At 48.7% G+C, this 26,724-nt stretch carries 18 protein-coding genes; 7 read left to right on the plus strand and 11 right to left on the minus strand.

The features are described 5' to 3' along the window. Positions 1-153: 153 nt before the first annotated feature. Positions 154-2,904, minus strand: a complete 2,751-nt coding sequence (locus R7127_RS08445) for a M16 family metallopeptidase (protein ID WP_033906636.1) — start codon at positions 2,902-2,904, stop codon at positions 154-156. Between the two features lie 364 nt (positions 2,905-3,268). Here R7127_RS08445 and R7127_RS08450 point away from each other — a divergent pair, with 364 nt between their 5' ends. Then, complete coding sequence (locus R7127_RS08450; protein ID WP_005383451.1) at positions 3,269-5,155, plus strand: methyl-accepting chemotaxis protein; 1,887 nt, start codon at positions 3,269-3,271, stop codon at positions 5,153-5,155. A gap of 117 nt (positions 5,156-5,272) precedes the next feature. Here R7127_RS08450 and fecE read toward each other — a convergent pair whose 3' ends face one another. From fecE to R7127_RS08480, 6 genes are all read right to left on the minus strand, one after another. After that, the gene (gene fecE, locus R7127_RS08455; RefSeq protein ID WP_005374717.1) at positions 5,273-6,037 is read right to left on the minus strand and encodes a Fe(3+) dicitrate ABC transporter ATP-binding protein FecE; all 765 of its coding nucleotides are present in this window, start codon (positions 6,035-6,037) and stop codon (positions 5,273-5,275) included. A gap of 2 nt (positions 6,038-6,039) precedes the next feature. Next, entirely contained in the window at positions 6,040-7,011 is a 972-nt protein-coding gene (locus tag R7127_RS08460) for a FecCD family ABC transporter permease (protein ID WP_033906635.1), read from the minus strand. Further along, positions 7,008-7,967, minus strand: coding sequence for a FecCD family ABC transporter permease (locus R7127_RS08465; RefSeq protein WP_375792656.1), 960 nt, complete (start codon positions 7,965-7,967; stop codon positions 7,008-7,010). Before R7127_RS08465 ends, R7127_RS08460 begins: the two co-directional genes overlap by 4 nt. Positions 7,968-8,041: 74 nt before the next feature. Next, a complete protein-coding gene (locus tag R7127_RS08470) occupies positions 8,042-8,965 on the minus strand; it encodes a Fe(3+) dicitrate ABC transporter substrate-binding protein FecB (RefSeq protein WP_033906853.1) in 924 nt (307 codons plus the stop codon). A gap of 101 nt (positions 8,966-9,066) precedes the next feature. After that, positions 9,067-11,205: a TonB-dependent siderophore vibrioferrin receptor PvuA gene (gene pvuA, locus R7127_RS08475; RefSeq protein ID WP_053303931.1), complete on the minus strand. Its 2,139-nt coding sequence runs from the start codon at positions 11,203-11,205 to the stop codon at positions 9,067-9,069. Positions 11,206-11,325: 120 nt separating this feature from the next. Then, positions 11,326-13,362: a TonB-dependent siderophore receptor gene (locus R7127_RS08480; protein ID WP_318142062.1), complete on the minus strand. Its 2,037-nt coding sequence runs from the start codon at positions 13,360-13,362 to the stop codon at positions 11,326-11,328. 250 nt (positions 13,363-13,612) lie between these two features. Between R7127_RS08480 and R7127_RS08485 the strand changes: the two genes are divergently transcribed. From R7127_RS08485 to R7127_RS08505, 5 genes are read left to right on the plus strand one after another with little or no spacing between them, the layout of a single operon-like run. Beyond that, complete coding sequence (locus tag R7127_RS08485) at positions 13,613-14,824, plus strand: acetyl-CoA carboxylase biotin carboxylase subunit family protein (RefSeq protein ID WP_206971281.1); 1,212 nt, start codon at positions 13,613-13,615, stop codon at positions 14,822-14,824. Next, positions 14,821-16,653 carry an IucA/IucC family protein gene (locus R7127_RS08490; protein ID WP_206971282.1) on the plus strand — a complete coding sequence of 611 codons (1,833 nt, stop codon included), beginning with the start codon at positions 14,821-14,823 and terminating at the stop codon, positions 16,651-16,653. Before R7127_RS08485 ends, R7127_RS08490 begins: the two co-directional genes overlap by 4 nt. Positions 16,654-16,658: 5 nt before the next feature. Beyond that, complete coding sequence (locus R7127_RS08495) at positions 16,659-17,864, plus strand: MFS transporter (protein WP_064354993.1); 1,206 nt, start codon at positions 16,659-16,661, stop codon at positions 17,862-17,864. Beyond that, positions 17,836-19,665, plus strand: coding sequence for an IucA/IucC family protein (locus tag R7127_RS08500; RefSeq protein ID WP_206971283.1), 1,830 nt, complete (start codon positions 17,836-17,838; stop codon positions 19,663-19,665). Before R7127_RS08495 ends, R7127_RS08500 begins: the two co-directional genes overlap by 29 nt. After that, positions 19,658-20,860, plus strand: coding sequence for a type III PLP-dependent enzyme (locus R7127_RS08505; RefSeq protein ID WP_029842115.1), 1,203 nt, complete (start codon positions 19,658-19,660; stop codon positions 20,858-20,860). Before R7127_RS08500 ends, R7127_RS08505 begins: the two co-directional genes overlap by 8 nt. A 73-nt stretch (positions 20,861-20,933) precedes the next feature. On the opposite strand, the gene R7127_RS08510 is transcribed toward R7127_RS08505, so the two are convergent. Genes R7127_RS08510 through R7127_RS08520 form a run of 3 tightly spaced genes read right to left on the minus strand, consistent with a single transcriptional unit; the run spans position 20,934 to position 24,308 of the window. Next, positions 20,934-22,178 carry an ABC transporter substrate-binding protein gene (locus tag R7127_RS08510; RefSeq protein ID WP_172563950.1) on the minus strand — a complete coding sequence of 415 codons (1,245 nt, stop codon included), beginning with the start codon at positions 22,176-22,178 and terminating at the stop codon, positions 20,934-20,936. A 2-nt stretch (positions 22,179-22,180) separates the two neighbouring features. Beyond that, positions 22,181-23,611, minus strand: a complete 1,431-nt coding sequence (locus R7127_RS08515) for an ATP-binding protein (protein ID WP_017634508.1) — start codon at positions 23,609-23,611, stop codon at positions 22,181-22,183. Continuing rightward, positions 23,601-24,308: a response regulator gene (locus R7127_RS08520; RefSeq protein ID WP_005383484.1), complete on the minus strand. Its 708-nt coding sequence runs from the start codon at positions 24,306-24,308 to the stop codon at positions 23,601-23,603. Before R7127_RS08520 ends, R7127_RS08515 begins: the two co-directional genes overlap by 11 nt. A gap of 265 nt (positions 24,309-24,573) precedes the next feature. Here R7127_RS08520 and ptsG point away from each other — a divergent pair, with 265 nt between their 5' ends. Then, positions 24,574-26,016 (plus strand): glucose-specific PTS transporter subunit IIBC, encoded by a 1,443-nt coding sequence (gene ptsG, locus R7127_RS08525; RefSeq protein WP_258516048.1) that lies wholly within the window; start codon positions 24,574-24,576, stop codon positions 26,014-26,016. Positions 26,017-26,111: 95 nt separating this feature from the next. Here the strand turns inward: ptsG and R7127_RS08530 are convergent, their stop codons facing one another. Continuing rightward, on the minus strand, positions 26,112-26,558 hold the full coding sequence (locus R7127_RS08530; RefSeq protein ID WP_033906624.1) for a DUF302 domain-containing protein: 447 nt from the start codon (positions 26,556-26,558) through the stop codon (positions 26,112-26,114). Positions 26,559-26,724: the final 166 nt, after the last annotated feature.

A 26,724-nucleotide genomic window follows, 5' to 3' on the forward strand; every position in this document is an offset into this window, starting at 1 on the left:
GTTCTTTTAGTTGTTGATTTCATAACACTCTCCAATTTTGGGGGTAGAAAGTGTCAACCTTATTTAGGACGGCACATAAAGTGCTTAAAAAAGACGGCTTTCACGCCGTCTTTTTTATTACTATTGCCACGATTTTCGTCAGAAACTACGTGATTATTCGGCCGGATTTAAAACCATTACCGAGCGTTTTGCTTGTGGACCAAAAGCTGATTTTGCATGCGCTTTCACTTCATCTAACGTCACACTCTTAGCCACTTTCTCAACGTCAAGCAACACATCGACGCCGTAATCATGCACCAAATAACGAGTATATGCCCATGATCTCTGTGCTGGGTTGTCATCCAATCCTTGCATCGCGACTGCCAGTTGTTTCGCGGCCGTATCCACTTCTTTTTGGGTAATATTTGACGCTAAACCATCAAACACTTTGCCCAGTTTACTCTCTAAAAGTGCCACGTCTTCGGGCTCAACTTGAGACTCCAAGAGCCAATCAGAGATGGGTTCGCGATCTTGTGTCATGGTGTAAATGCTCGGGCTGTAATCAAGGCTAGACTCTTCTCGCACAATATCCAAAACACGTGCATTACTAATACGTTGCAAAATATCTTCGATAACCGTGTCTCTTGCCGTACGTTGGTAATCGCTCGTATTAGTCAAACGCATTACATACAACGATGAAGGTTCATGCCCATCCGCAACCACAGTTCGCTCCGGCACTTCCGGGTTAAACGCAACGTGATAATCAATCGAACGACTCGGTTTCATTTCGATAGAGGCCACATACTTACGCAAAAGTGGTGTAATTTCTTCCGGCTCTACGTTTGCAACAATAACCATCTTAAAACCATCATTGGTTTTGAAAAGTTGCTCATGCACCGCTAGTATCTGCTCGGAAGTCACTTGTTCAACATCATCACTGGACACTATACGATGACGACTACCCGGCAAATAAGAATTGCCGTTTGCTTTTTGAATCAGTTTTCCCATCGGTGATTCAAAAAAAGCGCCGCTCTGCTGTTTAAACTCTTGCTTCGCTGCTTCCATCTGGCGCTCGTCGACTTTAATCTCCGTCGCTAGGTTGTATAGTCCATTCAAAGCATCAGTTAGGTGCGTATTTGGCGCCGTAATTTGAGCTCCGTGACTGGTCGCATCAAGCATCGCGCCAAGCGCAATGTTGTTTTTGCGTAAGTAGCTATCTAGCTCTGAACCAGAAAATGTCCCTAACCCACTGCGTATTGCCGTTGTTGCTGCGATTTCATAAGCGGCATACAACGTCGGATCAACAGCGGCTTTACCACCTTGGCTCGCATAGTAAATATACGCTCGACCACCCGCTTTAGTATCTTTTTGGAACCACACTTCGATACCGTTTGATAGCGTATAGACTTGAAAACCACCCGCTTCCTGACGCATGCTCGTGATGCTGCCTTCCTGGGTAGGCTTTAAGAATCCATCCACTTTGTCATACATCTCTAACGGTTTTTCGCCAGTTTGAAGATAGGCACTGTTTAGAGCGGCAAATACACCATTGAACTGTTCTGACGTTTCGCTTTTCCCCAAACCAATAAAAAAGCTTGGCTGCTGAGATAACAAAGCCGTCAATTGTGTGTTAATGCTCTCTAAATTCTCGTTGTTGATGAATTCTGCCAAACTCTGGGCATAATTCTCTTTTGATTGGCTGACACTGTCTTGTCCAATTTGAAAAACACGTGCTTCTGCGTAACTGTTTGGCTTACGCTGACTCCAATCTGAATCAATATTTGCAAGTTCACCTTGCCAATTTGACATAACGCTATCTAACTCGGATTGAGTCGCACCATAATCTCTTAACGACGCCAAGGTACGAATGAAAGTCTGGTGCATTTGTTCGCGGCGATCTGGTGCAAACGAAATCCCTGCCGACATCATACGCTGATAGTTAGAGTAATAGGGCTCTGCATAAGCGTATTGAAAAGGTTCAGCGGCATCACTGAGTACACGGATCAAACGCTGTTGAATGAGTTGTGTTGCGACTTCATCACGCCACACTTCATGTTGTTGCTCAATCGTCGCGCTGCCACTTAGACCACGCTCAATCACTAAATGAAGACTTGGTGATTCCATCGTGTTACTTGGCAAGATTCTGTTTTCGTTGTTCACTCGAATATCACGGCGCTTCTCTATTACCGTATCCGAGGTACTTTCCCAGTTCGAGAACTTGCTTTTGATAATCTTGGACAGTGAATCTACGTCGATATTACCAGTCACAATCAACTCGGCATTTTGTGGCTGGTACCACTTGTCGTAAAACGCCTTTAACTTACTCGAGGAAGCGTTTTGAATCGCTTCGCGAGTACCAATTGGGTCATGTTCACCATACATAGTGCCTTCAATCGAGGCTTGGTAAGCATGCATAGAAAAGGACTTATCATCTGGATTAGCACGTCGCCATTCCCCAAGAATCACCCCTTTTTCTTTCTCTACTTGCTCAGGAGCAAACTCAAGTCCGTTACCGATATCTCTCATCCACTTCAGGGCATCTTCTAGCTTCGTATTATTCGCAAGGTCAAGTTGGTAAGACGTTTGCTGATAACTGGTAAAAGCGTTGATATCAGCGCCAAAGCTACCACCAGATTGCTCAAAAAGTTTGACAACGTCGTTACCGGTAAAATGCTCACTACCATTAAACGCCATATGCTCAACAAAGTGAGCGTAACCCTTTTGAGAAGATGTTTCTTGGAATGAGCCGATATTCATCACCAAACGGACCGAGACTTCTTGGTCTTCTGTTGGATAGAGATGGTATTTCATACCGTTCGATAACTGGTCCACGTGCCAGTTGGCGTCAGGTTGAATCGGCGTCGACTGTTGTATCAGAGCACACCCTGACACTAATAACGCGGGGACTAACAATATACTGCGCATAACGATTGCCCATAACAATGATTAAGCTAATCAATATATATCCGGTGCTATAACCTTCACATTTTTAATGGATTATCAGACACGCAAATGTGATAAAGATCACCATTTATTGAAATCAATTCTCATTTACAAAAATCGACAAATCCTTACTTTACAAATACATAAATAATATCGTTCCAAATCCTTTTGCTTATTTGGTGTAAAACTCAAATTCGCGACATGGAGTCAGTATTTATTTTGAGCAATAAAATATAATTATTGAACAGATTCGAATCTGACTTTCTGCTGCATATTCAACAGCGCAGAGAGCACTGATGAGAATAAAAACACAACAACTATTATTCAAAGATCTATTATTCGCTTTATGTTCAAAAATCTATCATTAAAAAACAAACTGGCAATCTCTGCCAGTGCCGCCATCATTCTAGGGGGAGTGCTGGTAGAGGGGCTGTCTTTTCGAGATTCATTAAATAGGCTCGATGTCGAAGTCGCACAGCGACTAGAAAGCACTAGCGCATCTTACAATCAATACGTAAAGGACTGGCTACTCTCTAAAGAGCGCGCACTGACTTCACTCTCTTCTGATTCAGAGAAACGTTCTCTGGTTACACATTTGAAACAAGTCCGAGACTCTGGCGCGTTCGATAACGTTTTCCTCGCTTACCCGGACGGGTCACAAGACAACGCTAATGGGGTGGTTTTGCCACCAGGTAATAACGATCCTCGCAAGTGGGGCTGGTACACCAACGCCATTGCCAATCCATCGAAAGTCTTTATGGATAATCCGACCGTTGCTGCTGCAACTGGTGCGAATGTGGTGTCGCTCGGTAAAGCCCTGCAATTGCATGGTCAAACCGTCGTTCTGGGTGCTGACGTAGAGATCGGTGATATCCTGAACAGCCTCAACCAAGTGATCCTACCGGGTGAAGGTTATATGTTTATTGCCAATGAACAGGGCAATATTTTCACTCATAACAACGGTAAACTGCTGAATCAACCGGTTAGCAAGCTAGGCCTCAACAACAACGACATTACGTCAGCCGCACGTTCAGGTACAGAACGTCGCGTCTCTATTAACGGCATCGAATATGTGATTTACGCGCGCCACATAGAGGGTACCAAACTCACAACGGTCACAGTGTTAGATCAAAACTCGTTGGTTGCCCCACTTTACGATGCAGTTTGGGATCAAATCATCGCAACCACTATCGTCGTCGTTATCTGTGTGGCTTTGTTTAACCTGCTATGTAACATCTTGTTCCGTCCGCTCTACAATGTTTCGAATGCGCTTGCGCAAATCGCCAACGGTAGCGGCGATCTGACTCAACGCATCAAAGTAGAAAACCGTGACGAAGTTGGTGAACTGGCTGAAAACTTCAACCAGTTTGTTGAAAGTTTACAGCAGCTTATTGGTCATATTCGTCACCAAGCGGAAGAACTAAGCCAGCAATCAGAACTGAGCACGACTCGCGCGAATCAGTCGGTTTCTGATCTGAACCATCAGCAACAAGAAATCACTATGGTGGCGACCGCTGTGACCGAAATGGCATCGGCAACGCAAGAGATTGCCGCACATGCAGAGCAGACGGCTAAAGCCGCTCAAGACTCTTCAGCAAGCACACAAAATGGTCATGAGTTGGTGATCAACTCCAAATCGTCCATCAATAATTTGTCTTCTGAAGTCAACCAAGCGAGCGTTGTCATCGGTGAGCTCAACCAGCACGCGCAAGACATCTCAACCGTGCTATCAACGATTCGAGACATCGCAGAGCAAACCAACTTACTGGCTCTGAATGCGGCGATTGAAGCGGCGCGTGCAGGTGAACAAGGTCGCGGTTTTGCCGTTGTTGCAGACGAGGTTCGCGTGCTATCACAACGCACACACACCTCAACCGAAGAAATTCGCTCGACGATCGAGACCTTGCAGCAAACCACACAACGCGCTGTGACTATCATGGATACAAGCTCTCAGCTCGCGCAAGGTTCGGTGGAAGATGCTGATCGCGCAGCACTGGCTCTGGATGAAATCAACGCGGCCGTTGCGCTGATCAGCGATATGGCAACGCAAATTGCGACAGCCGCCGAAGAGCAAACGCACGTAACCAATGAAATCACGCAAAACGTCACGTCCATTAAAGATGTGACCGATCACTTGGTAGTTGGTGCCGAAGAATCGATGAATCAATCTGCTGAGCTGAAATCGCAAGCTGAGGATCTCAACTCGAAAGTGGCAACGTTTAAACTGGCTTAAACGCCACATTAAGGACGCTCTTAAAAACAACAAACCCCGCTAGCGACTTTGTTACTAGAGGGGTTTGTTTTTATGGATCGACGTTTTTATTGCAGATAGCTTTCGAAAGACGTAAACCTACACCGCCACACACATCGGCGTGCCTGAGATTGGGTCGTTAAATACTCTCGCTTGTAAATCAAACACCGATGCCAACATACCTTCTGTCAGTACCTCTTGCGGTGTTCCCTGCGTGACTAACTGACCTTTTTCCAACACCACCAAATGATCGCAGTAACGGCACGCTTGGTTTAGATCGTGCAGCACTACCACCACTGTTTTGCCTTTGTCGTTCATCTGCCTCATGAGTTTCATCAGCTCAACTTGGTGAGAGAGATCCAAGTAAGTGGTTGGCTCATCAAGCATCACTACGTCGGTATCTTGCGCCATTACCATCGCAATCCACGCCCTTTGTCTTTGGCCACCAGACAACGATTCAACTGGCTTGTCAGCAAACTCAATCACGCCAGTATCTTGCATTGCTTGCTCGACCAAGGCTTTGTCTTGTTGACTTAACCTGCCCCAATGAGAGAGATAAGGCGAGCGGCCATATTCGACCAGTTTTCTGACGGTAATACCTTCAGGACTGACAAGAATCTGCGGCAGCAAAGACAACGAACGCGCCAAGCGTTTATCACCGTAGCTGCTTAGTGGTTTGTCGTCATACAACACTTGGCCAGAAGCAGGTTTATTGATGCGTACCAAGGTTTTTAATAGTGTCGATTTACCGCAACCATTTGGACCAACTAGTGCGGTAATTTTACCTTGAGGAATCGACAAAGAGAGATCTGGAATGATGGTCTGTTTGCCGTACGCGACGGATAAGTTCTGCGTTCGTAACATGCTTACCAACCTCTGTAACGATACAAAAGAAAAATGAAATATGGTGCGCCAATAACAGATGTTAGCACTCCCGCTGGTAGCTCAATTGGCGGCTGTAAGCCTCTCGCTAAACCATCGGCGCAAATCACCAACAAAGCGCCAAGGGTTGCAGCGGCTGGAATCAACAACTTGTGGTTGTGGCCAAACAGCAAACGCGCAAGATGCGGCGCAAGCAGGCCAACAAAGCTGATCGTGCCTGCCACAGACACACTGATGCTCGCCAATAGCACGGCAGCAATCAGCGCAAGAATTTGGATCTGTCTTGGTTTCGTGCCAAGCGTAGTAGCGCTTTCTTCTCCCAGTCCCATAACATCTAGCCGCCAAGCCAGCCAAAACGCCAATGGCAGTAGCAGCAATAGAGCACTCCAAATAAACGGCACTTGTTGCCAATTTCGTCCCCACAAACTGCCGGTTAGCCATACCATCGCCGTGTTGATTTCGATAGGGTGCACAATCAGAAGAAAATCGATACCGCTGGCTAAAAATGCGCTGACAGCAACACCAATCAGCGCCAAACGTGCTGGTGTTGGTTTCGACCAGTAAGCCAGCACAGCAATAAAGCCAGCAGCAAGCAAGCCTCCCGCCATAGCGACCATCGGCAACATTGCCACTGGCGCATTCGGATACAGCACCAAACAAGCGGTAGCCGCCAGTCCTGCTCCGGCGCTTATCCCCATTAAATCTGGTGAGGCAAGTGGGTTACGGATGACGCCTTGAACTAAAACGCCTGACAGCCCCAACCCAGCGCCCACGCCAATGGCGAGCAACATTCTCGGTAATCGATATTGGTGAATCACAAAGTCCGAGTCAGAGAAAGAAAACAGTAATGCAAAAACCTGTTGAGCCGACATGTTCGCCTCGCCAACAAACAGCGTGAGAGAAGACGCAATCAGCAACAATCCAACTAATGCAAACAGTTTGGTTTGATTCATCATGATGATTTTCTCATTGCAATCGCGATAAAGCAAGGTGTGCCCAACAGCGCGGTAATCACGCCCACTGGCGTTTCAGCCGGAAAGGCAATCGATCGTGATAAAGCATCTGACCACGTCACCAATGCCGCGCCACACAAAGCGGAAACCGGAATGAGAATGTGATAGTTGTGACCAACAATCGGGCGTACCAAGTGCGGCACTAACAACCCGACAAAGCCAATTGGCCCAGCAATCGCCACGCTAGTACCCGCCAACAGCACAACCGCTAAACCACTGATTAATCGCGTAAGACGAATGTTACCACCTAGCCCAACAGCAACTTCGTCCCCCAACGCGAGTAAATTTAAGTTTCGCGCTAAGCCCATGGCGAGCACCAAACCTAAGGTCACAAAAGGCCACAGTTGCTGCCACTGCTCAGAATCTACGGCAGAGAGTGAACCCGTTAACCAATGCAACACGCTGTAAGCCATGTCATCCGCCAAAATTACCGACGCACGAGTTAACCCTATCAGCAGTGCACTGATGGCAATGCCCGCTAGCACTAAACGCAATGGGTGAGAACGCGCGGAGAAAAAACCACCCAACAACATGACCGCACCACCACTTAGTAGCGCGCCGAGTACTGCGTTGATGATTGGGTTCAATTGACTAAAGAATGGTACGCCGATGGACGCCAAGGCCATAAAACAAGCCGCACCAGCATTAATGCCGAGAATGGATGGCGACGCCAAAGGGTTACGAGTCAATCCTTGCATCAGCACTCCAGATACCGCAAGCGAAGCGCCAATTAGTAACCCAGCATAGGTACGAGGCGCACGCAGCGTCTCGAGGATTTGATGCAGCATATTGCCCTCATCAAACGCAAACCAATAGCTTGTCAGATCATTAACGCTCAAAGAAAAGTTGGACCAGCCAATCATTGAGGCTGCATAGCCTGAGAGCGTACACAACGCCATAGCACAGACAAACAAGCTCGCTTTCCAATGCGATTTGCTAACCGAAGACGCGCTTTCCGAGCTTATCGCCGCACTCATGAGCGCTCCAATAACGCTTCAAGATTGCGGGCAATTTCTTCCGCAGCCAACATGCCGCGATTTAACGACCACAGTTCAGGAGAAACCTCAACAAGTTGCTGTTTTTTTGCAGCAGTTAGCAACTTAAACAATGGATTTTTGCGCCACTCATCCACAATATTTGGTTGAGAGTAAAGTCCAACTAACAACCAATCAGGGTTGGTTTTTAGTAAAAGTTCGAAACTGGTTGGGATATACGCTTTTTGCTCAGATGGAGCCAGCGGGCTTTGGATGCCTAGCGTACTCAAAACGCCACCAGCGTAAGAAACCGGGCTATGCAGCCACATCCCTTTGTCAGAAACCACACCAAACTGAATGGTTTCTTGTGTTGCAAAATGCTGTTTGAACTCCGCCATGGTCTGTTTGTGCTGCTCAATTCGTTGTGTCATTTTCGCTTGTTTGCCAATTGCCACGCCGATTTTGTGTGCGGATTCGAGATTTTCTTGATATGTCTCACCACGGCTTTTTAACAGCAAAGTTGGCGCAATTCGCTGCAAATCTTGATAAATCGCGCGATGACGTTCTGCATCAGCAATGATCAAATCCGGCTTGAGCACCGCAATCGCCTCTAAACTCGGTTGCGAGCGCATGCCGACCGATTGCCAAGGCTCAACCTTGGCACGAACAGCAGGAATGACTCGTGTGGCATCGTTGTCATCGGCGACGCCTACCGGTGAGACATCGACTGCCGCTAATGCATCGACAAACGAAAATTCTAAAACCACAATACGTTGAGGTATCGCTTCTAGCTCAAAAGTGCCTTGCTCATCTTGCACGCTGCGCGCCTGAGAAAATGCGCTAAATGACATCAAAGCTGAGCTCAGTAGCATCAGCAAAACGGTTGAAAAGTGTTTGATCGTAAATTGTTTTTTATTTTTCATCTTGCTTTTTTCCAGTGCTAAGAGTTTTCCAGTATCTAAGATCGGCAAAGTCGCCAAGGTAAATTGGCGACTTTTCTTTTCAAACTCGGTGAACGAAACGCTTAAAACTGATAGTTCAGATCCAGTGTGTAAGAGCGTCCCGGAGCTGGGTACCGACCAACTGGGCTTGTATCAATCCCGCGGAAGTAATACTCCTCGTCAAACAAGTTGTTCACCGCAACATTCATGCGTAACTTGCCTTTGTCGTCTTTGTATAAATCCGTCCCCAAGTTGAAGTTCCACACCATGTAAGATGGTACTTTACCCGTTGCGCCAGTTGCATCTTCGGCACTGGTGTTGGCGTTATCGGTATACGAATCACTAAAGTAGAAGCCCGATAGCGTGGTGTCCATGCCGTAAAATGCGTAGGTTGCATCCCAACCAAGCTGATGCTTAGAGGTGTAAGGCAGTTGATTACCTTTATTCGCGCCTTCTTCTTCAAGCGTAGCGTCTAGATAGTTGTAGCTTGCGCCTAAACTCAGTGCAGGTAGTGCTTCAGGCACGTAACGAGCAGAAAGCTCTATGCCTTGGTGAAGTGTTTTTCCGATGTTATCGAAGGTCTGCGTTGAGCTTTGCCATTGCAATTGATCTTCAAAGTCGATGCGATAAAGTGCAGCGTTAAAGCTGGTCGCATCTTGGGTGTAACGCGCGCCGACTTCGTAGTTCCAAGCCAGTTCGCTACCTTCTTCACCCAAACCTCGGATGTAGGCAATTTGTGGCGCACGAAGTGATTTTTGCGCGTTCGCATACGTCACCCACTGGTCAGTTAAGTTGTATGCCACCGTCAAACCTGGCAACCATTCCGTCACGGTGTTGTCTGCCGTTTGTTTTTTACCACGATCGGTAAACGTCATTCGAACCGACTCAACACGCAACCCAGGCGTTACCTTCAATGTATCATTGAACAAACCAATTTCGTTGCTAACGTATCCAGCAAACGCGTCCGTATCTAGATGCCAATCACGCGGAACGCTGGTTGCACCACCGGCGATTGGAGTCTGAGTGAGTTTGTAGTCAATGTCTTCATTAACATAACGGGTACCCACGATCCAGTTTTGAGTAACGGATTTACCTTCGCCAAAGTACATCGCCATTTTTGGCTCTATACCATACACGGTAAATTCACGTGGAGAGGTACGAACGTCCGTCGCTGGCAGAGCCGGATCCGCCCAATGGCCACCCGCGCTGTTAAAGCCCCACTTGAAAAGACGCTCTGACTTATGGCCAAACGTTAGCACTTCTAGCTCGGCACTGTCGGCAAATGGCAAATCGTGGATGTACTTAACACTCCAGCGTGTCGACTTACCTTCATAATCATCGTAAGGACGTTTCGATTGGTGACGATCTTGTTCGTAGTCTTGTGGCGAAAGTGCGCCCGGCATTTGCGTTTCAGCATCGTAACGTTGCAGGAATGCTTGAATCTCTTGAGTGTCACTCAATAGCCACTGTGCTTTAGCTTGAAAGTTCTTCACGTCCGTATCGGAATGTTCACGGAAGCTTTCACCTTTTAGGAAGTTACCTTCCAACTGTAGTGCAAATGTGTCGCTTAACCAGCCGCCCGTGCGTAGGTAAAAATCATTCAGCGGCGCATCACCGCCATCAAACACGGTAAGGCGGTTACTGATTTCAGTTTGCCACGTGTGTGGAATCGGTTTGGTCACTAAGTTGATCACACCACCGACGTTGTTTGGGCCGTACTGTACTGCAGCACCACCGCGTACAATGTCAATACGATCAAGCATCGACAGTGTTGCTGGGAAGATAGACTGACCAGTGTGACCATATGGCGCAAGTGTTAGCGGTACACCATCCATCAAGAACTGAGCATGACCACTACGGCTTGCTTTCAAACCACGTACGGAAATGTTAGGCAATACGCCCGTTCCGCTTTCATCCTGAACTTTAATACCCGGCACGCGCTGTAGCGCGTTATCAATCGAGCCTGCGGCGGTTTTCTCGATTTGATCGCGGGTAATGACGGTACGAGCACCTGGGTACTCTTTGACGTCTTCAATTTCAGATTTACCAATCACGCTACCAGTGACAACGACGGTTTCCATCGCGGTAGTTTGTTCTTTTTTAGCAGGAGCGGCAACCGCGCTCATGGATGTGGCAGAAGCGATTGCAATCGCAAGCACACTGTAAGTGGTAGACAAACCAGCACGTACACGCACTTTACCATCCAAATTCTGGTAAGACATTAAGATCTCCTTTGCGAGAAATTGAGCCTCGGGCAGAATACATCCCGTAGGCTCTCGGGGCTAAACATCCTCAATATGAGGAAAAAATCGGCTAACAGGCGCTAACTACGCACAAAAAGCCTAGAACTGATATCCGTAGCTGAGCATGAACTCGGCTGGTGCGCCGTAGCCAATCTGGTTTAAGCCAGACGTGCCGTTTGTTGCGCCAAGAATGTATTTCTCATCCAAAATGTTGTAAGCGTTCGCTTGGATTTTGTGACGACCAGTGGTGTACGCCGCCATCAAATCCACCGTTGTGTAATCGCCAAGTGCGACGGCTTCGTCGTTACCTGCGTAACGGTCGCCCACGTACTTCACACCACCGCCTAAACGCCAGTTGTCATCCAATTGGTAAGTGCTCCAAAGAGAGAACAAGTGGTCTGATACATCGTTAGGCTTTTTGCCTGTGGCTTTGTCTTCCGCATCTAAGTAGCTGTAACCAACAGAGATGTCCCACTGTTTGGTGATTTGGCCGCGAGCCTCTAATTCAATGCCTTGGTGACGCACTTCAATTTTATCGATCACATCGCCGTCCACGTTAGTTTGTGGTTGCTCTTGATCAATCTGGAACAGTGCCGCATTCAACATTAATGCGTTATCCAAAAGGTACGCTTTCGCACCCACCTCTTTTAAGTCGGTGTGGAAGAATTCCGCCAATTTTGGATTGATGTAGATACCAGCGTACGGTAACTGCCAAGAGCGCGCTAAACTGGCGTATACGGATGTGTCGGAGTTGATGCGGTATACCAAACCAGCACGGTAGCTGACTTTGTCATCATCCAATTTTTCCTTATCTGAGCCCGCTTTTCGTTGTTCGAGTTCCATCGAGTCGTAACGCACGTTACCGATCAAAGAAAGATCGCCCCACGTATAGACGTCTTGCACATACAAACCTGTCGTGGTGGTGGTATTGTCACGAAATGGCTTAAAGCCCGGATCAGACGTTGGACCAACGACTGGGTCGTAGATGTTTTGCGCAGGAAGCGTTTTGTCACTTGCCAACGTTAGGTCGATATCGATCTGGTTGAAATCTGCACCCACCATCAATTGATTGTCCCTGGTTTCCCAAACCAACTCAGATTGTAAAGTGGTCGTAGTACGTGGATCGTAACCAAAGTTGTTGACGGTTTGAGACACTTCATTACCCGTCACTTTGCCCTGACGCGTGCCTTTTTGCTCAAGTTCGATATGGTTGAATGCCGCTCGGTTGTTCCATACCCATTGATCATTCAGACGCCATTCGTAATCCACCGCAATACGGAGACTGTCTGACTCCTGATAGTCGTTTGTGCCGCCAAAGTAAGTGCTTACTGGCAAATCAACTGGCTTGCCATTTTTTGATGGCACACCACGATATGGCACTAGTTCTTGATGGGCGTATTCCACGTCAATATCAATGGTGTGACCTTCCGCTGGTAACACACGAATGGTCGGTGCAATGAAGAAATCGTTTGAATCAACATGATCAACGTACGAGTCGGCTTGACGATATTCCAAGTTAATACGTCCGTTGACCTTATCGGTAAACGCCATTGAGCTGTCGACCTGACCAACATATTGGTTGTTGCTGCCTACACTACCGTTTACGTGAGTAAAATTCTCACCGTTAGCGCGTTTCGTCACCAAGTTGATGATGCCCCCAGCCGAACCACGGCCATACAAAGCACCCGCAGGGCCTTTCACAATTTCAACGCGTTCAACGTTCGCTAAGCTGCGGTAAGACTGCAACGTACCGTCATCTCGCAAGCCATCACGGTACATATCGTTGAGTGAATCAAAACCACGGATCATGAACTGATCGCGGCTGCCTTCGCCCAAGGTGTTATTGACCCCGGCTACCCCATCTAGCGCATCCACTAAACGCACCGCGCCTCGGTCTTGCATTTCTGTTTTCGTTACTACGGATACCGCTTGTGGCACATCAAGCCATTCCACATCGGTTTTGGTGCCTGATTGAGGCATGTGTTCAGCATAACCTTCGTACTGATGACCGAAGACTTGAATCGTTTCAGTTGCTGATGGGGTTGAGTTCGTCTCTTCTGAAGCCACTGCGCTTGGTGCTACTAATGAAGAACCAATCGCGACCGCCAAGGGGGTCAGGGTCAATAATTTATTCATTCCATAATTCCGTTTAGTTGTTATAAAGCCAACGGATGGAAATAAGAACAAATATTATTTCTATTTGCAATATTAATTTTATGCTCTATATTTATTTACCCTAAAAACACAACTAACAACAAAAAAAACCAAATATCATAACAATAAATACTAAAACTTCTGCCCTCCGTCTCGAGAGAGGCACATTGGAAGACGACCGTGAGCGACTTTATCAACGTTAGAAGAAAATGTTAGAAAATTAGGAAAGCTCATGAAATCTACGATGATTATCGTAAGTCATGTCGTTAACGATGCAGTCACTCACGGCTTTGTGCCTGCAGCTAAAGCGATGGACCTTCACGTCGTTCTTATCACCGACCATAAGCTCAGCCATTTAGAGTTGGCGAGTCATGATAGTCACTTTAATCCGGATACCATTCTAGAATGTGATGTCTTCAACCCATTAGAACTCATCGAAACCATCACGGAGCATGAATTAAAGCCAGACGCTATTTTCAGCAATAGTGATCACTTACAAACTTCCACCGCCATCTGCGCGCAATTTTTTGGCCTCCCATCCAAAGATTGGTCTGTCACGTTAAAGGCCAAAAACAAACACTTAACTCGACAAGTGTTAAATGAAAAATCCTTACCCAACACACAAAGCTGTTTGCTGCATCGCCATTCGAATGTGGCATTAGGCATGGCCTTCCCTGTCGTAGCAAAACCCAAAGAAGGCGTGGCAAGTTTAGATGTACAGCGCTGTGACTCCCAAAGCGAGCTCGATGCTTACTGCGAGGCGTTTTGGCAAAAGCACCCAAACGCCGCCATTCTGGTGGAGCAGTTTCTTCAAGGACCGTTGGTTACGCTCGAAACTTTAGGAGACGGTAACCAACTTATCGCCGTGGGCGGTTTTGATGTGTCGCTCTCTGAGCCACCTTACTTTATCGAAACCGCCGCAGACTGGAACGGACCAAACGGCATTGCTCACCGAGAAGCTTGCTTGGCTCAACTTAAAGCGTTCGGCGTTGGTTTTGGAGTTTGCCACAGCGAATTTATCATTACGGAAAATGGCCCGGTTCTGGTGGAAATTAACTACCGCAGTATTGGAGATGGCCGCGAATTCTTGCTCAACAATCTCGCTCACTTCGGTTGGTTTAGCACAATTTTGGGTCTGCATTTGGGCCGAAGATTGGCCGGCGATTACCAAATTCATGGGTCAGCGCACGTGCACTATGTGGTTGCGGAGCACAGTGGTGTGATTGACGGAGGTTCGACGTCGTTCATCCAACACGATGACGATATCATCACCCAGCAACAGGTACTAAAAACCGCTGGAGAACACTTCCAACAGAGTTATTCCAATAAGGATTATCTCGCCCGAATTTCGATTGTCTCACCATCAGGGCGAAACCTCGACCAAGCGCTGCAGAACGCGCTTAGCAATTTCGATCTAGCTCCGACTCGTGAGGTGGCAGCATGAACGACAACGCTTTGTATCTAACGCAACGATTGATCGACACTTGCTTACGCGAAGACATGTTTGGCATTTTGTCAAAAGCCAAGTTCAGTAGCGAAGCGCCAAAAGAGGGAATTGTTCCTCAAGGCGAGCAAGTCTGGCTGATATTTGCCAACTCTGATTTCACGTTGTATTTACCCGTTGCGCCAACGTATTACATGCAGCACTGGCGCTACGGTCACGCCAATGACGAAACACCACAAGGTTGGTGGGTGGAGAAAAATGGCCAAGTCGAACATCAACAACATTACAAAGAGTGGATTGCACTACTAACGACACTGGCGCATGACAGCTCTCACGAATTGTTGGCGGGATACCTTCAAGAACTAGAATGTGCAGAGCAACACAAAGCGCTGTGTGACCAAGCGTTTCATCATCACGCAGACCACATTTCTCAACCAATATCCGAGCTTGGTTCTTGGCATCAAAAACTGCTGCTAGCCGACCAGATCGCTTCTTACCTTGACCATCCGTACTATCCAACTGCGCGGGCGAAGTTTGGTCTGAGCGATGAAGACCTTGCTAAGTACGCGCCCGAGTTTGCACCAAGCTTTGCTCTGCATTGGATTGCGATTGAAAAATCACTGGTGACATTAACCAGCGAACAACCTGATTGCTGGCCAACCATGGAGCAAGTTGGGCTTCCTGCTGATTTTGCACTGAGCCACGTACTGTTCCCTGCGCATCCGCTCACCCTGCGATCTTTAGAAGCCTTACCCGAAGGTATGATAGAAGCGCCTTTAACGTATCTAGACGTGACGCCGACGCTTTCCGTTCGTACGGTGGTCGTCAACGACGCACCGCACATTCACATCAAAGTTCCGCTGATCATGCGATCGCTAGGCACGAAAAACATTCGCTTAATCAAGCCTTCAACACTGTATGACGGCCACTGGTTTGAACGCCTACTCAGCCACCTTGAACAAACGGACGCAGACTTAAACAGTCGCTTGTTCCATTGCAACGAAAAACACGGTGGACACGTCGGCGAGGATAAAACCTTCGCGTACATCGTACGTGAGTACCCACTTATTCATTGCGAAGACAAAGCGCTAGTTCCGGTTGCCGCACTGGCAAGCCCAATGCCTGACGACCGCTTGTTCTTAGAACACTTGGCAGAGCAGTACTATCAACAAGATACGCTGGCGTGGTTCAAAGATTACGTCGACCTATTATGCCAAGTACACCTTACCTTGTGGCTTCGTTATGGCATTGCATTGGAGTCCAACCAGCAAAACGCCATCATTGCATTTGATCAACAGGGCAAAATGACGCTCGCGATGAAAGACAACGACGCAGCGCGAATTTGGCCAGAGCGCTTCCACTTTGCAACAGAGCATGCTGCCCAAAAACACGGCGCAAAACTACTTCCAGTGGATTGCGATGAACTGCTCGATCAACGCATCAAAGTCGACAATGAATTGGCGCTCGGTCAGATGTTTACCACCATCACATTACAACTGGATATCGCAGCGATTGTAGAAGCCATGGCAGCGAAGGGCATTGCCTCTTCAGCATCGCTTTACGCCATCGTGGCCAAAAGCATTTCAGAACAACTCAACCGATTAGAAGGCGAAGGGTTAGAGACGAAACTGGCACGCGAGTTACTGCAAGAGGCGCCTGATTTGTACGCCAAGTACTTGTTGAGCTCTGGCAGTTTGCTCTCGAAAGAAGCCTCCGGCGCGAGCGACATCAATAAGTTCTATGGTTTGTCGGCCCCGAATTTCTTACTGCTTTCTAGCGAAGAAGCGCAACGCGCCTACATAGAAGCCATCAAAAAAAGCGTACGTTAACGATTATGACCAAACTCATCTACAGTGTGTTGTTGTGCCACTTTATCGCTGCGTTTGCCGCGTTAGGTATGCCGCTATTTCTACCCGTCGTGTTGCCAACGTTAGGCGCAAGCATTGATGCGGACTGGGCAGGGGTATTGTTTATCCTACCTACGTTTTGTACTGCGTTGGCGGCGCGATTTTGGGGCAACTTTGCCGATCGCTACGGTCGCCGCCGCTCACTCTTGCGTGCACAACTTGGCCTTGCAGCAGGGTTTGCGCTGTGCGGCTTGGCAGACAACCTCGCCATGTTTGTGTTTGGTCTTATTGTTCAAGGAACCTTTGGCGGCACCATGGCCGCCTCGAACAGCTACTTATCTAGTCAAATTAAAGAAGCCAAAACACTCGGCAAGTCACTCAATAAAACCCAACTATCTGCTCGCTTGGCGCTGATCGTTGCGCCCATTGGGCTCGGCTGGAGCTTGTCAGAGACCAACCCGCTCAACGCGTATCTTTGGTTATGCGTTTTGCCTTTAATTGCTATGGGCATCACGCTAACACTGCCTGCGGATAAACCTGCCGAACGAAACCTCGAAAAGCCAAACTCAGAATCTCAGCAAGAAAAACCGGTTGCACAGAAAAACGCAATGCATGCCATTCGTTGGATCTTCTTTGCTCAGTTCGGGTTTGCGTTTTCCATGGTGGTGACCTTTCCTTATTTCTCGCCGTTTGTGCAGCAATATGGCATCACTCACCACGCATGGATCGGTTTTTTGTACGCACTGCCGCATGGCATCTATCTGTTGCTGGCAGGCAAAATCCACGTGTTGTCAGATGGGCTGAATCGCCATCAACCGCTGCGCACGTTGTGGCTCGGGTTTGCATTGCTTGCCGTGAGCTCTGCCTTGCATTTGATTGCGTCCGAAACCGCACTCATTGCTGCGAGAATTGTCTTCGGCATCGCGATGGTGTGTTGCTATCACGGATTGCATCAGCATCTTGCGAGCCATCTGGATCGCAAACTCAGTGGCAAAGTATTTTCTCGCTTTGATGCCATGTCCAAATGGGGTGGCGTGGCAGCGGGATTTTGCGCTTCTTTCATTTCTAGCTTGGGGCTACTTGAGGTTCCTTTCCTACTTTCTGCGATAGTCAGCGTAATCACCTTGATCGCGCTGGTTCTCCATTCAAAATTTGGAAATCAACATGTTACAAACTCAATCCTCTCAGACTAGCGAGTTGCGCGCGCATGATGTGCAGCTCAATCGGGAGAAGGCCCAACTCAACACGATTATGGGTGTTCTTAATTGTTACTTACGTGAATTTGCGCTACCGAATCAACAAGTGGAATGGCACTACCAATCGACATCGCTACCCCAAACGTTAAAACGCAACTATTCCGCCAAGCAGCGGGTAGCCGTTTATCTTTCTCAACAAAATGGCGTGCTGGTTTTGCCGATTCACTACGCGAGCAAACTGGGCAAAATCAAATTGGCAGAACTGCCATGGGCGAAAATGCCGGGATCTGGTTGGGCGAAATTGGATGCCACGCAAACTCTTACGCTTTTGCTTAACTATCTCAAGCAGGTATTGGCGATCCCATTTAACCATGAGCTGATCGAACAACTGGAAAATAGCGTGCTGGTTACCGAGCAGTTTCTCAACGTCGCGCCCAAATCGCATCACAACGAGTTTATCGCTTCGGAACAGTCTCTGATTTGGGGGCATACTTTCCATCCGACCCCAAAAAGTCGTTCGGGCGTCACCATGGATGATCTCTTGGCGTTTTCTCCAGAAGTCGGCGCGCAAGTCCCGCTGTACTGGTTTGAAGTGGATACGTCCTTACTTGATGTGCTGAGTTCCGACGGAGAAGCTAACCCTGCTCAGCACATGCTACAACAGCTCGCGCCACAACACGCCACCAGCAATGGGAAGACCCTCTACCCTTGTCATCCTTGGGAAAGCTACACCATTTTGAGCAACCCAAGCGTGAAGCGTGCCATTGAACAAGGCAAGATCACGCCACTGGGTTTAAGTGGTGAAAAGATGCAGCCGACCTCTTCAGTTCGTACCCTCTACCACCCAGATATGGATTGGTTTGCGAAATTCTCCATCAACGTACGATTAACCAATTGCGTGCGCAAAAACGCGTGGTACGAACTCGACAGCGCCGTGCAGCTCACGTCGATTCTCAAACCGATTCGAGAAAACGAACAGCTGCACAACCCTGTATTTAAAGTGATGACAGAGCCTTACGCCACCACATTAAATCTAGAAAGTGTCGCTGAGCGTAATTGGGATGACAACACCAAAGCGCGCGAATCGTTTGGGATTTTGTATCGCGAAAATTTCTCGCTGAGCGAAGTCGACATCTTAAAACCAACCCTCGCTGGCGCTCTGTTTGCTTACGACAAAAACGGCGACAGTTGTATTGCTCAACGCCTTAAAAACAAAGCGCGTACTACGCAAATTCGCTATTCCGATATCGCGACACTGTGGTTTGAACGCTATTTGCATTGCCTAATTCCGGGCGTGTTTAATTACTACTTCAAACACGGAGTGGCGTTTGAGCCGCATTTGCAAAACACCTTGATTGGCTTTGAGCAAGAGATGCCGTGTTGTGTCTGGATTCGTGATTTGGAAGGCACCAAGTTACTGCCGGAGTTTTGGCCAGAAGAAACATTAACTGACTTGTCTGAACGCGCGCGACAATCGGTTTACTACAGTCGCGAACAAGGCTGGAATCGCATCGGATACTGCACCTTTATCAACAACATCAGCGAAGCGATTTTCTTCATAGCAGAAGGTGATGAGCCACTAGAGCAAACGCTGTGGAATGCGGTGCAAAGTGCCATTGTGCGTTGGCAGTCAGTGAATGGAAAACAGCCGGAACTAGAAGCGTTGCTGAATGGCGGTCACTTCCCAAGCAAAAATAATTTCACCACTCGTTTGATGCAAAAAGCCGATAAGGAGTCGGGCTATACCCAAGTCGCCGCGCCTTGGCAGCAACACGAAAAAGGAGCGCAAAATGTCTAATTCCCTCTCTCTACCGACACGCGTTAGCCAACAAGTTCACACGCTCGCACAGCAGCAAAATCAACCCTTGTGCGCTTACGTGTATGACCTAAACGCCTTAGAAGAACACATCAAACAACTGCGTCACGTTTTGCCGAAAAATGTCGAGCTATTTTACGCAGCCAAAGCCAATCCATCGGGCCCGATTCTCAAAACGCTCGCGCCGTATGTCGATGGTTTTGAAGCGGCATCTGGCGGGGAGTTGACACACCTCCACCAACAACAACTCGATAAGCCATTGATCTTCGGTGGCCCAGGAAAAATGCCAAGTGAATTGCAACAAGCGATTGAGCTGGATGTTGATGCAATTCATGTCGAAAGCCTCACCGAGCTAAAGCGCATTGGAGCACTAACCGAGCGCCTCAACCGCCCTACTTCGATCTTTTTGCGTATGAACATCGATATTGGCGACATCACGCTCAGCAAGTTGGCGATGGGCGGCAAGCCAACTCCTTTTGGTTTGGACGAGTCCGAACTGAGTAATGCTTTGATGTTGCTGCGCGATTTCCCGCAAGTGTCACTCAAAGGCTTCCATTTTCACTTGATGTCGCATCAGCTCGATGTTGAACGTCACTTAGCGTTGATGCAGCGCTATTTCCAAGTCGTGAAGGCGTGGCAGCAGGAGTTCGAACTCGGTGAGCTGATGATCAACTTGGGCGGCGGCATGGGCATCAACTACCAAAACCCTGAGCAACACTTTCCGTGGATGGAGTTTTGCGACAAGTTGGAATTCCTCATCGCTAAAGAGCAAGTGCAAGATTGGACACTGCGTTTTGAATGCGGACGTTTCATCACGGCGGCATGCGGTTATTACGTAATGGAAGTGCTGGATATTAAGCAAAATCTTGGCGAAAACTTTGTCATCGCGCGCGGAGGAACCCACCATTTCCGCACGCCAGCAGCGCAGAGCCATGATCATCCATTCGTCATCCTGAAAAGCGAGCAACACCATGAGATTTCTCACCCAATTCAGCATGCACAAGCGACCTTTGTCGGCCAGCTTTGTACGCCCAAAGATGTGCTGGCACGCAATCAACACGTCGCCCACGTCGATATTGGTGATTACGTTGTGTTTACCTTAGCGGGCGCGTATGCGTGGAACATCTCCCATCAAAACTTCTTGATGCATGAACCGCCGATCTTCCACTATTTTTAAACGGCATACTTCGCTTCATTCAAGCCCCAATCATTGGGGCTTTTTTATTCCACTCGGCACAAATTCATTGCCATTAACCGCTTTGCGAAATAGCAATAATGCGTTTTATCAGCTCGTCGGGTTCCATCTTGGGATTGCGGTAAAAACGGAAGATTTCCGAGTTTATCGCTTGCTGAGCAACCGGATTGACCGCCATCGAATCAATCATACTCGGCACAGCGAGGTTGTGTTTAACGCCGTAGTGAAAGTCTTGATATGACTGGACCTGACACGGATTAAAATCGCTGATGTCAATATCGGTGCGTACCGGAATCGAACCTTTTACCTTATTGAACTTGGCTTGAAACTCGACGTCTGCCAGCGCGCTTGCGGTTTGCAGAGCCGCCTCGGCAGAAAACGACTTGCTCGACATAAACACCAAGCTGTCCATGTTGTAGAGGAAGACACCATCGCTGTCAGGCGTTGGGTAACAACCGACCTCTTGCGGAACCGAGACTTGATTGGTGAGCAGCTCACCTAAAATCCAATCTCCACCGATTTGAAACAGCGCTTGACCGTCGGCTAGCGCTTGGGTCGCCGTATCCCACTTACTGTCGGGTAATTGGTTGTCGATCAACAAACTCAGGCGGCGAAATTGCGTCAGAGCTTGACGCAGGGTATCGCTGTCGATGCTGTCGCGTTCTAGTTTAACCATCGCATTGGTGTAGAACTCAACGCCGCCAGTGGAGATCACTAAGTTCTCGAAAAGTTGGGCGACTTGCCACGGCTGCTCACCGACCGCGATCGGCACGAAGCCATTTTGCTTAGCAAGCTCCATGGCGGCGAACATCTCTTGCCAGTTTTTCGGCGCGGACAGATTCAGTTGTTTAAGCAGCTTGTGGTTGACCCACAGCCAGTTTAAGCGGTGCAGTGTGAGTGGCAGGGCGATGTAGCCGTTTTGTGTTTTATTGATTTCGATAGACAGCGGGTAGAGCACCTCGTCCCAGCGCTGCTCATCCGCTACCGCGTTGACGTTGTGCAAAATACCGATGGCATCCCACGCCTTAATACTTGGCCCTTCGATTTGCGCGAAGCTCGGTGGGTTGCCCGCCAGCGCGCGTGCTTGCAGTACCGTCATCGCGCTGTCGCCACCACCGCCTAACACCGGACTTTGCAGCAGCTCTATATCGTGCCGTTTTAGCTGAGCTTTAAGTGTTTGCAGCGCTTGCTGCTCGCCGTCAGAAGTCCACCAATGTAAAAACTCTACCCCTTGTGGAGACTCAGCGTGAGCGACGCAAGGGGCGAGCAACAGTGGGAACAAGAATGCCAGTTTGTTCATAGTCAGTCTCTCGGGAAAGTCAGTGTGGCGCAGAGGCCGCCAAACTGAGAATGGCTCAGCAACAAGTTGCCGCCATGAGCCTTTGCAATACTCTGTGAAATGGTTAACCCCAGCCCACTGCCTTCTTTATCGTTGCTAGCGCGGAAGTATGGCTGGCAGAGCTTTTCAAGTAATAAATCGTCAACGCCGTCACCGTGATCTTCAATTTCAATCTGGATCGACTCTGGGCTTTCACTCAGCGTAATGTCCGCTTGATGGCCGTATTTGAGCGCGTTATCGACCAGATTCTGAATGCAGCGCTTAATCGCTAACGGTTTACCAGCAAAGTGGGTGCGGATTTCACCGTGGATGCGAATTGTGTCCGGCGCATCGGCGATATTGGCGGAAATGTGCTGAATCAGTTGGGTGAAATTGATCGGCTCGATTTCCTCGTGGATATCGGTCTCTTTAATGCATTGCAATGCGCCTTTGACCATCAAATCTAGGTCGTTACTCAGGCGGATAAAGCGTTCTCGGTCGGCGTCGTCATCCAGCATTTCCGCCCGTAGTTTTAGGCAAGCAATCGGCGTTTTCAGATCGTGTGAAATGGCACTGAACAGCATCTCGCGGTCTTTAATGTGGCTGTCGATGCGTCGGTTCATTTTGTTAAACGCACGTACCGCCGCTTTCAGTTCGTTACTGCCGCGCTCAGAGACTTCGGGCACGTCTAATCGGCTCGACATTAGGGTTGCGGCTTTTGCCAGCTCTCGAATGGGTTGAATTTCTTTACGAACGATAAACCAGGTACACAGCAACAGCATTAGCGCGGACAGTAATAGCGTGAGCCATTGGCGCAGCTCAAAATAGTTAGTCTCTAGGTTGATGTAAGGCGCGGGTAGCACCGCCGCGAGATAAAACCATTCGTTCTGTGCGACTTCGACCTGCATCACCAGAATAGGCGGATTGAGGTCACCAAACGAAAGCGAATAATGCGCCCACAATAACGGCAGTTCGTCGATAGGTAGCTCGTTGTTGAACACTTTGAGTTTGTCGCGCTGGGTGAACTCCACCTCGATATTAGGAATGCCGCTCAGCTCGCTTTCTAATACCTCACGAACTTGGTTGATGACCAACGTTTTGCGCTCGCTCTCTGGCAGTGGGTCGACGTCAATCTGGTGATTGTTGAGTGAGACGAAAAAGCGCGTACCACCCATGTTGCGTAGTTGATTGAGCACCAAGTGGCGATATTCCGAAGGGAGGGTTTGAAAGAAGGCGATGGTAGAAGAAGCACTCAGTGCTAAGCTTTTGACTGTGGTGGTCAGGCCTTCTTTGTCGCGTTCGCTGGCGTGTTGATACCAGATAATCCCGGATAATACCTGCGCCAGAATGATCACCAGCAACAGGAACACACTGGTACGAACGACCAGTGATCCCGTCCAGCGTTTAATTCTCATAATGTACATCCGTGGTCAGCATGTAGCCTTTGTTGCGCACCGTTAGGATCAGCGAACGGTCTTTATCTTCAAGGTGATGACGCAAGCGGCTGATCTGCACGTCAATGCCGCGTTCAAACGGGTCGGCATCGCGTCCCCAGATCTCGCGCGCAATGTCATCGCGAGACAATATTGATTGCGCGTGGTTGACGAACAAACCGAGCAGCGACAAATCCGCGCCACTCAGTTGCTTAACCTCGCGGCTAGCAACGTGGGTCAGTTGCCGGGTTACGGTATCTAATAACCAATCGTCAAAACGCACTTTACGCGTCAGTTTGCTATTGGCGGTCGATTGGCTGCGTCTCAGAATCGTTTTGATGCGCGCGAGCAGTTCGCGCGGACTGAATGACTTGGTGATGTAGTCGTCGGCGCCCATTTCTAGCCCTGCGACTCGGTCGGCTTCTTCAGTGACGGCGGTCAGCATGATGATCGGGATATCGGAGTTTTTGCGCAGTTTCTGGCACAGGGTAAAACCGTCTTCACCGGGCATCATAATATCGAGGATGATCAAATCAGGATGGTGATCGTTGAGCAGTTGCCACATCACGCCGCCGTTTTCTGCGCAAAGCACTTCAAACCCTGCGCGACCAAGGTAATCTGACAATGCTTCGCGAAGGTCGAGGTTGTCATCGACGACCAGTATCTGCTTGTTTTCCATCCTACTTTCCCTGTGTCCGTCCCTGTGCCTGCCCCTGAGTTTGGCGCTGGCCAATATGATGCATTCTTAAACGCATATTCACAATCGAGCCGATTGCAATTTTCACTTCTCGGTGTAAGAGATTTGTAAGCGGCCACTTACAAACTGATTGCCTTTTGTAACCTTAGGCGCCGCCTTGCTCGCTATGATCATCCTGACCTTACGTGAAACAACATGACCTGAAGGAATCAGGTCCTACAACACTGGCATTCGTCAGGAGGAAACCATGTTTGCAAGTATATTTGGACAACTACAAAAAATAGGGCGGTCGTTGATGCTGCCTGTGGCGGTGTTACCGGTGGCTGGCTTGATGCTGGGTATTGGTAACGCGGGGTTTGCGTTTATTCCAGACGCGGTCAACAAAGTGATGCTCGCCGCCGGTGAAGGCGTGTTCGGCAACATGCAGTTGATGTTTGCGGTCGGTGTGGCGCTCGGGTTGTCAAAAGGCAATGACGGTGCCGCTGCGCTCGCAGGCTTAGTTGGCCTAATTATTATGAACGCATCGCTCGGTATTGTGACAGGTCTGCGCGGCTTAGAAACTGATGCTACCATCATGGGCGTTGAGACGCTGCAAACCGGGGTGTTTGGCGGCATCTTTATCGGTGCGGTCGCGGCAATCATGTACAACCGCTTCTACAATATCAAACTGCCGGAGTATTTGGGCTTCTTCGCGGGTAAGCGATTTGTGCCCATTGTCACCGGTTTATCGGCGATCGTCGTTGGTGCGATTCTCGCGTTTGCATGGCCACCTGTCGGACAACTTCTTGATGCATTCTCTCATTGGGCAGCGTACCAAAACCCTGTACTTGCGTGGGCGGTTTACGGCGCGGGCGAACGTTCATTACTCCCTGTTGGTTTGCACCACATCTGGAATGCGCCGTTCTTCTTCGAAGTTGGCAGCTATGTAGACCCAGAAACCGGCAAAGAGTTTACTGGTGAGCTCACTCGCTTCTTCGCGGGCGATAAAACCGCAGGTTATCTGTCTGGTGGCTTTATGTACTCCATGTGGGCGCTCCCAGCAGCGGCACTGGCGATTTACCACTGCGCGTCTCCTGAGCGTAAGAAAATCGTCGGCGGTTTGATGATGTCTGCGGCGTTGACCTCTTGGTTAACTGGTATCACAGAGCCAATCGAATTTACCTTCCTATTCGTCGCGCCAGTGCTGTACGTAATCCATACTTTCCTAACTGGTATTGCGTTTGCGATCACTGCATTTTTGGAAATCAAACACAGTACGGACTTTGCGCACGGTGCGATTCAGTTCTTCCTTTACTACCCAATGTCGACCAACGCGTGGATGTTCATCATCATCGGTCCAATCTGGGCGACGCTGTACTACGGCTTGTTCCGCTTCCTAATTGTGAAGTTGGATCTAAAAACGCCGGGTCGCGAAACCGACATTGCAGAAGTGAAGATCGCCGGACAGCCTGATGAAATTGCAGTAGATGTAGTGGCGGCATTGGGTGGGAAAGCCAATATTAAGTCAGTCGATGCGTGTATCACTCGTCTGCGTGTCTCGGTGAAAGACATCGCTAACGTTGATGTTGCTAAGCTAAAAGCACTTGGCGCGCGAGATGTGTTAGTGATTGGCGACAGTTTACAAGCGATTTTCGGCACGCAGTCTGACTCAATTAAGTCAAAAGTGCACAGCGTACTCGCCACCTCCTGATCTTACCTCCCCCAATCTAGGTAAGATTTGCCAACCTCCTTGTGAGGTTGGCTTTTTCGTTTTCGGAGTAAAAAAAGCGAAGCCAATAACCAGCCCTACTTCGCCGCCGCGTTGGTTAAATTGCCCAGCACGCCGCTGATTTTGTTCAATGCCTCGTCACAGCCTTCAATATGATGGCGCTGCTTTAAATAAATAGGATCGTTATAAGCTAACCACGTTTTGCCTTCATCATCTTCATACACCAACACTTTTTGGGGTAAATCGAGCGCCACTTCCTGCGCACAGATCATCAGTGGCGTGCCTACTTTAGGGTTTCCAAACACGATAACTTCGGTTGGTCGCAACGTCATATCGACTTTCGTGGCATTCTCTTGATGGTTAATGCGCGCAAAGACGTTCAACCCTTTTTCTTGCGCGATAGCGACAAATTTATCCGCCGTATTTTTTGCTGAATGCGTGCTCGCAACGGTTACCACACCCTCCCCAGCCAATGCACTCAATGACGTCAACGCCACGACCAACCCAATGATTACTTTTTTCATTTGTCGTCCCTTCCTCTCTCTGAGTCGAAAACTAGATATAGAAAAACCAAGTGTAGGAAAACTATAGAAGTCAAATTCCGCTATCGCGAATTGCACTCTACCCACTCAAGAGTCGACCGTGTAACACGGATTAATTGATTCAGATTAATAAAGCGTTAACTAGCTG

Origin of the sequence: Vibrio sp. 1159, assembly GCF_033340395.1 — a bacterium.
GTDB classification, from domain to species: Bacteria; Pseudomonadota; Gammaproteobacteria; order Enterobacterales; family Vibrionaceae; genus Vibrio; species Vibrio alginolyticus.

Bases quoted from the DNA above. Each gene is read 5' to 3' on its own strand.
- R7127_RS08445 (WP_033906636.1), bottom strand. From the start codon at position 2,904: ATGCGCAGTATATTGTTAGTCCCCGCGTTATTAGTGTCAGGGTGTGCT.
- R7127_RS08450 (WP_005383451.1), top strand. From the start codon at position 3,269: ATGTTCAAAAATCTATCATTAAAAAACAAACTGGCAATCTCTGCCAGT.
- fecE (WP_005374717.1), bottom strand. From the start codon at position 6,037: ATGTTACGAACGCAGAACTTATCCGTCGCGTACGGCAAACAGACCATC.
- R7127_RS08460 (WP_033906635.1), bottom strand. From the start codon at position 7,011: ATGATGAATCAAACCAAACTGTTTGCATTAGTTGGATTGTTGCTGATT.
- R7127_RS08465 (WP_375792656.1), bottom strand. From the start codon at position 7,967: ATGGCGTTGTGTACGCTCTCAGGCTATGCAGCCTCAATGATTGGCTGG.
- R7127_RS08470 (WP_033906853.1), bottom strand. From the start codon at position 8,965: ATGAAAAATAAAAAACAATTTACGATCAAACACTTTTCAACCGTTTTG.
- pvuA (WP_053303931.1), bottom strand. From the start codon at position 11,205: ATGTCTTACCAGAATTTGGATGGTAAAGTGCGTGTACGTGCTGGTTTG.
- R7127_RS08480 (WP_318142062.1), bottom strand. From the start codon at position 13,362: ATGAATAAATTATTGACCCTGACCCCCTTGGCGGTCGCGATTGGTTCT.
- R7127_RS08485 (WP_206971281.1), top strand. From the start codon at position 13,613: ATGAAATCTACGATGATTATCGTAAGTCATGTCGTTAACGATGCAGTC.
- R7127_RS08490 (WP_206971282.1), top strand. From the start codon at position 14,821: ATGAACGACAACGCTTTGTATCTAACGCAACGATTGATCGACACTTGC.
- R7127_RS08495 (WP_064354993.1), top strand. From the start codon at position 16,659: ATGACCAAACTCATCTACAGTGTGTTGTTGTGCCACTTTATCGCTGCG.
- R7127_RS08500 (WP_206971283.1), top strand. From the start codon at position 17,836: ATGTTACAAACTCAATCCTCTCAGACTAGCGAGTTGCGCGCGCATGAT.
- R7127_RS08505 (WP_029842115.1), top strand. From the start codon at position 19,658: ATGTCTAATTCCCTCTCTCTACCGACACGCGTTAGCCAACAAGTTCAC.
- R7127_RS08510 (WP_172563950.1), bottom strand. From the start codon at position 22,178: ATGAACAAACTGGCATTCTTGTTCCCACTGTTGCTCGCCCCTTGCGTC.
- R7127_RS08515 (WP_017634508.1), bottom strand. From the start codon at position 23,611: ATGAGAATTAAACGCTGGACGGGATCACTGGTCGTTCGTACCAGTGTG.
- R7127_RS08520 (WP_005383484.1), bottom strand. From the start codon at position 24,308: ATGGAAAACAAGCAGATACTGGTCGTCGATGACAACCTCGACCTTCGC.
- ptsG (WP_258516048.1), top strand. From the start codon at position 24,574: ATGTTTGCAAGTATATTTGGACAACTACAAAAAATAGGGCGGTCGTTG.
- R7127_RS08530 (WP_033906624.1), bottom strand. From the start codon at position 26,558: ATGAAAAAAGTAATCATTGGGTTGGTCGTGGCGTTGACGTCATTGAGT.